At 59.8% G+C, this 241-nt stretch carries 1 protein-coding gene; it reads left to right on the plus strand.

The window, feature by feature from the left end:
* Nucleotides 1-241, plus strand: a 241-nt coding sequence (locus ACFZPT_RS26905; protein ID WP_379559159.1) for a cold shock domain-containing protein membrane protein, incomplete at both ends; no start/stop codon positions are given.

Consider the following 241-nt stretch of genomic DNA (forward strand, 5'->3'; position numbering starts at 1 on the left):
CAACCAGAGAGCCTGCCGTACCTGCAACAACACGACGCGCTGTACCTGGCTCTGTTCGGCCTTCTTAACCTGACGTTGGCACCCGTGGTCCCTTACTGGAACAAGGGCACTCGTCATCATCTGCAAAACCTGGTCAGCGCGCTGTTGGTTCTGACCGTTGTCGTACAAACCCTCACCCTCCTGGCACCCATGCCTGTAGTGGGCGGCCACCCGGCCATCCTGCTCAGCCTGGTCATTGCTG

The organism is Pseudomonas sp. MD330_10, from assembly GCF_042610415.1.
GTDB classification, from domain to species: Bacteria; Pseudomonadota; Gammaproteobacteria; order Pseudomonadales; family Pseudomonadaceae; genus Aquipseudomonas; species Aquipseudomonas rhodesiae.